Annotated in this window: 10 protein-coding genes; 2 read left to right on the forward strand and 8 right to left on the reverse strand. The window is 40.0% G+C overall.

The window, feature by feature from the left end:
* Positions 1-132 precede the first annotated feature (132 nt).
* Entirely contained in the window at positions 133-429 is a 297-nt protein-coding gene (locus tag B7C60_RS00745) for an antibiotic biosynthesis monooxygenase family protein (protein ID WP_099610012.1), read from the reverse strand.
* A 168-nt stretch (positions 430-597) separates the two neighbouring features.
* Positions 598-1,128, reverse strand: a complete 531-nt coding sequence (locus B7C60_RS00750; protein ID WP_099610013.1) for a hypothetical protein — start codon at positions 1,126-1,128, stop codon at positions 598-600.
* Positions 1,129-1,347: 219 nt separating this feature from the next.
* Between B7C60_RS00750 and B7C60_RS00760 the strand changes: the two genes are divergently transcribed.
* Entirely contained in the window at positions 1,348-1,578 is a 231-nt protein-coding gene (locus tag B7C60_RS00760) for a PAS factor family protein (RefSeq protein WP_004397275.1), read from the forward strand.
* A 181-nt stretch (positions 1,579-1,759) separates the two neighbouring features.
* Here the strand turns inward: B7C60_RS00760 and B7C60_RS17010 are convergent, their stop codons facing one another.
* From B7C60_RS17010 to B7C60_RS00775, 4 genes are all read right to left on the reverse strand, one after another.
* Positions 1,760-2,179: a hypothetical protein gene (locus tag B7C60_RS17010; protein ID WP_157928664.1), complete on the reverse strand. Its 420-nt coding sequence runs from the start codon at positions 2,177-2,179 to the stop codon at positions 1,760-1,762.
* A 143-nt stretch (positions 2,180-2,322) separates the two neighbouring features.
* The gene (locus B7C60_RS00765; protein ID WP_099610014.1) at positions 2,323-2,760 is read right to left on the reverse strand and encodes a hypothetical protein; all 438 of its coding nucleotides are present in this window, start codon (positions 2,758-2,760) and stop codon (positions 2,323-2,325) included.
* Positions 2,761-2,911: 151 nt separating this feature from the next.
* Entirely contained in the window at positions 2,912-3,298 is a 387-nt protein-coding gene (locus B7C60_RS00770; protein ID WP_099609979.1) for a hypothetical protein, read from the reverse strand.
* A gap of 123 nt (positions 3,299-3,421) precedes the next feature.
* Positions 3,422-3,958 (reverse strand): ClbS/DfsB family four-helix bundle protein, encoded by a 537-nt coding sequence (locus B7C60_RS00775; RefSeq protein ID WP_099610016.1) that lies wholly within the window; start codon positions 3,956-3,958, stop codon positions 3,422-3,424.
* A gap of 736 nt (positions 3,959-4,694) precedes the next feature.
* Here B7C60_RS00775 and B7C60_RS00785 point away from each other — a divergent pair.
* Entirely contained in the window at positions 4,695-4,925 is a 231-nt protein-coding gene (locus B7C60_RS00785; protein WP_099610017.1) for a PAS factor family protein, read from the forward strand.
* 186 nt (positions 4,926-5,111) lie between these two features.
* Here B7C60_RS00785 and B7C60_RS00790 read toward each other — a convergent pair whose 3' ends face one another.
* Both B7C60_RS00790 and B7C60_RS00795 read right to left on the reverse strand, forming a co-directional pair.
* Positions 5,112-5,513 carry a type II toxin-antitoxin system death-on-curing family toxin gene (locus tag B7C60_RS00790; protein ID WP_000351249.1) on the reverse strand — a complete coding sequence of 134 codons (402 nt, stop codon included), beginning with the start codon at positions 5,511-5,513 and terminating at the stop codon, positions 5,112-5,114.
* A complete protein-coding gene (locus tag B7C60_RS00795) occupies positions 5,513-5,683 on the reverse strand; it encodes a hypothetical protein (RefSeq protein WP_001080654.1) in 171 nt (56 codons plus the stop codon). The genes B7C60_RS00790 and B7C60_RS00795 overlap by 1 nt, the downstream gene beginning before the upstream one ends.
* Positions 5,684-6,409: the final 726 nt, after the last annotated feature.

Consider the following 6,409-nt stretch of genomic DNA (forward strand, 5'->3'; position numbering starts at 1 on the left):
TAACGCCCAATTAAGTAGCCCGAAACGCTACTACCAACTTTCCGCATAACACTAAAACCACCAAAATCAACGCATAATGAAAATGCCGCGCGTTGAGGGTCTGCTTGAATTGTTTGTTATGTGCCGGGGTTATTATTTACTCCGATCTTCTATTTCGTCGAACGATTCCACCGAAATTCGTTCAGCAATTTCACGCATTTTCTGCATTTTTTCAGGATTACTATTTTCCCAAAATAACTCCCAATCTTGTCGAGAGCGCCACTTAGCAATCGTTAGTACCTTTTCAGGTTTATCAAAGGAATGAAGCATAAAACTGCCGAGAGCACCCTCGACTGTATGATGAATAGAGTCAGTTGTAGAACTCCAAACCTTTTGAAATTCATCCATTTTATTAGATGGCACTCGCCACTCATATATGACTCTAAACATATGATTTCCTTGTGATATAACTAATATAGACGTTGAAAACTATTAGGCACATAACGCCCGCTTAAGGGGCTGACAACGCTACTACCAACTTTCCGCATAACACCGTAATCACTTAAGCCAACGCATAATAAAAATGCCACGCGTTGGAAGTCCCTCTTGAAGCGTTTGTTATGTGTTGGGTAACGTAACAGAGAATTTATTTTCATCATGTAGTAATTCTAATGTCATTTTCTTTTCATAAACCACACTAAGAAAGACATTTATCACACTTACAAGCTGAATATAATACAACTCTTTTTTACTTTCTCTGTCTGAAGCAAAGAAAAACCCAAGACAAAAATCGCCATCAGGAACAAAAGGTGAAAAGTGCTTGCTGTGGATAAATTGATTGCATAAAACCTCCAAACTAAGTTGTTTTGAGCCACCAGAAAAGAGCTGATAGTCATCTATGAACTTATTTTGTCTAGGTTTATCTGATTTGGGGTACGTTATAACTTTCCAGTTAAGGCTTATCACATTATTCGGAAGCAAACCGCTTTCTTTCAATTTACGGATCGCGTAGAAACCGAGGAAAATGGATTTTTCGACTGAAAATTCAAGATCGTCATTCCAATCACTGCCTCGGTAAAGTTTTTCAAGAGATATAGCTGATTGCTCTAATTCAGCAAACCAATACCTTTTCAATCGACTATCAATCATAAAACCTCTTAAACACATAACGCCGCGTTAAGGGGTGAGCAACGCGACTACCAACTAACCGCATTGCACTAAAAACCAATAAAATCAACGCATAATGAAAATACTACGCGTTGCGAATCCCTCTTTAACGCTTTGTTATGTGATTGTTGCTTCAGAATTACATTCTATTACCGATTACAATCATATGCGCCCCGTTAACTATTATAAAATGGATAGCTCATGAAAGCGCTTATTTATGAAACTCTTATTAAACTTGCTAGCAAAGATCCTGAACAACATGCCCAAATCCGACAAAATCTTTATGATCACTTAGGCTTACCTTTTGAAAAACAACTTACTTTGTATTCTCAGGCGCTTGGACCAGCTGGTTCGGGTAAACTGGAAAATGAACAGGCAATGAGTAATGCCGTAGAAAGCGTAATCAAATTACTTGAAACTCCTGAACACTAAACCTTTTCAGTTAATATTCGGCCCATTCGATTAGGGCCGTTTTCAATTTACGCCTAATCACATAACGCCCGCCTAAGGGGCTGGCAACGCATAACACTAAACTCAACCACAACAACCGTAACCACCGCGACTCATTGGGACTAGAAACGCCACGCGTTGACAGTCCCTCTTGAGGCGTTTGTTAGGTAGTTTTTTGGGGGCCACTGACAAAAATCAACCAATAAACCCAAAGAATTAGTAGTCCGATGCAAAATATTAGGACTACAACGACCAACTCTATGAAACTATTTGGTGTAGACATAGTAAATAGTGAAACTGTCATTTTGATTACAACTAAAATGATCATGGGAGCGAATATAATTTGAGACGCTCTTCGAACCCACTTTGGAGTCATTGGATGGTGTAAACGACTTAAACAATCTCCTTCTGCAACAGCAGATTCAACTGGGTCAACAGTATTATAAATCCTTCCCTTTATTTGACAGTGCTCAGGGCCAACCTCGATTGAAATATTTTGATGAATAATGGTTAACTCCCGCTCGGCAGTCTGTAAATCAAGTCGTATACCTTTCGGCGGAACTAAAACATATTTTTCCTTCATAGCATACTCCTTGCTACCTAACGCCCTGTTAAGGTGTGAGCAACGTAATACCGATGCCGCTGCATACCACCTTAAACACTAAAACTCACGCATAGCAAAAATGCCACGCGTTGCGAATCACTCTTAAACAGTTTGTTATGTTTTTACTTTACACGCCGTACTTTTGCTGATGTGCCAGCTACATGCATGACATTACCACCGCCTGAGTTATAAATAAGAACTTCAGGTCGGTGAGCATATTTATACTGATATTGGTATTGAGATTGTTGCCAGACTTGCCCGTTTTGTAATTGATAAGATGTTTCACCTTCCCAGCCTTTGAAATCTCCATTTATTCTACTTTTCATAACACCGTCTATTTGACGGATTGGAACAATTTCATTTTGACCATCAACCTGAAGATAGAGCCTGCCATTACGTCGAAGAATATGTACTTGAGGACAGTAAGAGTAGTAATACCAGTACTTATATTCATCTTGAACCCAGCATGTTCCATCCATTAATTGGAACAAAACCTCATCATCAAAACCTTCAAATTCCCCATCAATTTGGGAAGAATGTACAATTTCATACCCTTGCATGATATCTCCTTAAAAACATAACGCCGCATTAAGGGGCAAGCAACGCTAACAACTGCACTCAAACTAGCCAGCCGTAACCTCAAATGATCACACAAACCAAAAGTGCCACGCGTTGATTGTCCCTCTTAAATGCTTTGTTAGGCTATTGATTCTACTGTTCTTTCACGTATGTACCATTGAAGGAAACATTTAACCCACCACATCCATTATCGTTGCTGACTACGAGTATATTCTGGTTTAATAAAATTTTAAGAGTACAACCGTCGACATCATAATTTATTTGATTTCCATTAAAGGTTACGACACCATCGATTTCTCCAATATTTATAAAGCCAGAGGAAGAATCACCAACCCAAACCGATGTCCCTGAGAGTTTGTATTCGCTCGAATCCACCCTAGTTAAATCAATAAAGGCAGCGTTAGTATCTAATTGACCATTATAATATCGCTCATAATGTCCTTGCAAACTAGGAACATTTGCTGCATATACAAACAAAGAAACAAACAGCATGGTTAGACAAACAAAAACCGTTTTCAAGTTCAAATCTCCTGAGTAGCCTAACGCCGCATTAAGGTGTGAGCGGCGCTTGGCTATACTTGAGCGAAGCGAAAACGCCAAGCGTTGCGAATCACTCTTAAATGCTTTGTTAGTGCGTACTTTTTACGAATGCATTTTTGCGTGAGCTCGAAGCTTTTTTAACGCCCAATCGTAGTGACTTGGCATTGCAGATACACAGTAACTTCCTAGCGTTGTTGTGCCTGTCCAATCGAAATACTGTTTAGTGAAAAGCGCCTCATCAGTAAAACTTTTAGCTAATTCGAGCGACGCTTTATGACTTTCCTGCACCAATTGCTTTGCTGCCGACAACTCTGTTTCTTGGTGCTTTTGCCAAAATTCAATGTTCATTTGGCCGTATGTTTTCCAATTGTATGGTTCGGGAAGAAAACTGACCTTCTGTCCCGCCATGTTTGAATTAACCCATTTAAATAACAACTGATGCCATTCGTACAGATGTATCAATACATCTCGAAGGTTTCGGTCGCGAGCCCAGTGTAACTCCTTTTTACTCTTGTCACTGGAAAAATCAAACTCAGTATTTAACACACTTACAGGCATTGAGTCGATATACCGAAGTAGCTTTGTAAAACTCTCATCAGCTTGATGAATTAACTCTTCCTTCGTCTTCGGTCTTGCCATAACAAACTCCGTTCATCGTCTACAGATAAGCACTAACGCCGCATTAAGGGGCAGGAAACGCAAATAACTGTACTAAAACTAGCCAGCCTTAACCTCAAATGCCAACCAAACCAAAACGGCCAAGCGTTGACTGTCCCTCTTGAATGCTTTGTTATGTAACTTTGCTAACTATTTCAAAGTATTACAAAGAACAGCATTGCCAAATATCGTTTAACTTACATGAAAAGTTAGCAGTAACCCAGTAGAATTTGCGTGACAACGACGAAACTGCGAGCCCTAGTTCAAAGAAAAAATGACTACCACTAAACTTATCGCAAACTAGCTTTACCAATAAAGCTCAGAGCAAAGACTCGAAGAACAAGGGGACGAAAACTAAGCCAATATGAATAAGACTGACTTTGCAAAATTTATAAATATCTTATTAAATCAATAAGTTAAAATCATAAGACATATAAAATAGAAGCTAACTTAAAAATGCAAAAGCATAAAAAAACTTTAACTTTCAATATACTGCGGTCTTTTTCTTTACGGTTACATAACGCCCGGTTAAGGGGCAACCAACGCTACTACCAACTTTCCGCATAACATCGCAACCACAAAAACCAACGCATAATAAAAATGCCACGCGTTGGTTGTCCCTCTTGAACCGTTTGTTATGTGATTGTTGCTTCAGATTTACAATCCATTATCGATTACAATCCTTGCGCCCCGTAAAATATTATAAAATGGATATCTCATGAAAACGCTTATTTATGAAACCCTTATTAATCTTGCTAACCAAGATCCTGAACAGCATGCACAAATCCGACAAAACTTATACGATCAGTTAGGCTTACCTTTCGAAAAACAACTGACTTTGTATTCTCAGGCTCTTGGGCCTGCTGGTTCAGGGAAATTTGAAAATGAGCAAGCAATGTCTAATGCCGTAGAAAGCGTTATCCAATTGCTTGAAACTCCTGAACACTAAATCTTTTCAGTTAATATTCGGCCCATTCGATTAGGGCCGTTTTCAATTTACGCCCAATCACATAACGCCGCGTTAAGGGGTGAGCAACGCAACTATCAACTCACCGCATTGCACTAAAAACTAATAAAATCAACGCACAACGAAAATGCTACGCGTTGCGAATCCCTCTTTAACGCCTTGTTATGTTTAGAGAACTGAATTTTGTTCTTTTGCGTATTGTGCGTAGAGAATGTCGGCAAAATCTGTTTCGTTGATAATGCCGATAACAAGATCTCGAACTGCATCCGCAAGTAAATCGTTTTCCTGCGTAAGCTCAAAATCGTTAAGTGATAAATATTCAAGTGCCACAGCCAAACCTGTGCGTTTGTTGGCATCTGGTAGCGCATGTGAAACCGCTATACAAGCAGTGTATTTAGCTGCGATTTCGAAAACATCATCCAGTCCTTCATAAACGATCGCATTATCGATTCGACCTAGCGCCCCTTGAAGCTTAGGAATATCAACTGCCCCTTTCATTCCTGGTTCTGTTTTTAGGATGAAAGCATTAATTTCGATCACTCGTTCAAAAGGAAAACAGATGATATCCATTACATATCAGCCAATTTAGTGAATGTCTTCTGATGGGTACGCAAAGCAAGTTTTGTTTCAGACTTCACAATTTGACGACCAGCATCACCAGTCAAATCAAGCTTTTTGCTAGCCTTAATTTTCGGTCTTTCAACAGCATCAACGCCGTAAGCTTCAACTTTTCGATTCATATCACACCTACTATCAATAAAGGTTTGACCGATTATAGCCCCAAAACGTGATAAAAAACATAACGCCCAATTAAGTAGCCCGAAACGCACTGACTCACTTTCCGCATTGCTCGGCAACACCAAACCCGACGCAAACCAAAATCGCCGAGCGTTGAGGGTCTGCTTAAATTGTTTGTTATGCGAATTCACGAGCATAAGCCAAGTTGGGCAGATGAAGATTACCTTAGACACGAAAAAGCACAATTAAACCAAGCACTTTTTGTGATTCACTGAACAGCCGAAGTCACTATGTTACAGACCAGCTTCCGACAAGTGACTAATGGTGAATTTCAGCGATTGACTAAATTTTTACTCCGAGAAACTTAACGCGGCGGAAGACCTGCGAAGAAGAAGTGTCGATAAACTGGACCTTGCCACACTTTGCGCCAGCCAAACTCGCCACGAACCAACTCCGAGAACCAATGAGGCAACCCGCGAACTTTGGCATGTTTTACGGCCTGAGTGATTCAAGAATTTAGGCCGACAATGCTAAATTGCCGACACCGACAACCGATTGCCAAAGAGAGCGAGAAAGAGAGACATAACAGATTTTTTGCTTAGTCGCATAACGCCGCGTTAAGGGGTGAGCAACGCAACGATTAACTTACCGCATTGCACTAAAAACTAATAAAATCAACGCATAATGAAAATGCCACGCGTTGCGAATCCCTCTTGAACGCCTTGTTA

Source organism: Vibrio fujianensis, from assembly GCF_002749895.1.
GTDB lineage: Bacteria > Pseudomonadota > Gammaproteobacteria > Enterobacterales > Vibrionaceae > Vibrio > Vibrio fujianensis.

What these genes read in the sequence shown, in the direction of transcription:
- B7C60_RS00745 (WP_099610012.1), bottom strand. Translation starts at nt 429, where the DNA reads ATGTTTAGAGTCATATATGAGTGGCGAGTGCCATCTAATAAAATGGAT.
- B7C60_RS00750 (WP_099610013.1), bottom strand. Translation starts at nt 1,128, where the DNA reads ATGATTGATAGTCGATTGAAAAGGTATTGGTTTGCTGAATTAGAGCAA.
- B7C60_RS00760 (WP_004397275.1), top strand. Translation starts at nt 1,348, where the DNA reads ATGAAAGCGCTTATTTATGAAACTCTTATTAAACTTGCTAGCAAAGAT.
- B7C60_RS17010 (WP_157928664.1), bottom strand. Translation starts at nt 2,179, where the DNA reads ATGAAGGAAAAATATGTTTTAGTTCCGCCGAAAGGTATACGACTTGAT.
- B7C60_RS00765 (WP_099610014.1), bottom strand. Translation starts at nt 2,760, where the DNA reads ATGCAAGGGTATGAAATTGTACATTCTTCCCAAATTGATGGGGAATTT.
- B7C60_RS00775 (WP_099610016.1), bottom strand. Translation starts at nt 3,958, where the DNA reads ATGGCAAGACCGAAGACGAAGGAAGAGTTAATTCATCAAGCTGATGAG.
- B7C60_RS00785 (WP_099610017.1), top strand. Translation starts at nt 4,695, where the DNA reads ATGAAAACGCTTATTTATGAAACCCTTATTAATCTTGCTAACCAAGAT.
- B7C60_RS00790 (WP_000351249.1), bottom strand. Translation starts at nt 5,513, where the DNA reads ATGGATATCATCTGTTTTCCTTTTGAACGAGTGATCGAAATTAATGCT.
- B7C60_RS00795 (WP_001080654.1), bottom strand. Translation starts at nt 5,683, where the DNA reads ATGAATCGAAAAGTTGAAGCTTACGGCGTTGATGCTGTTGAAAGACCG.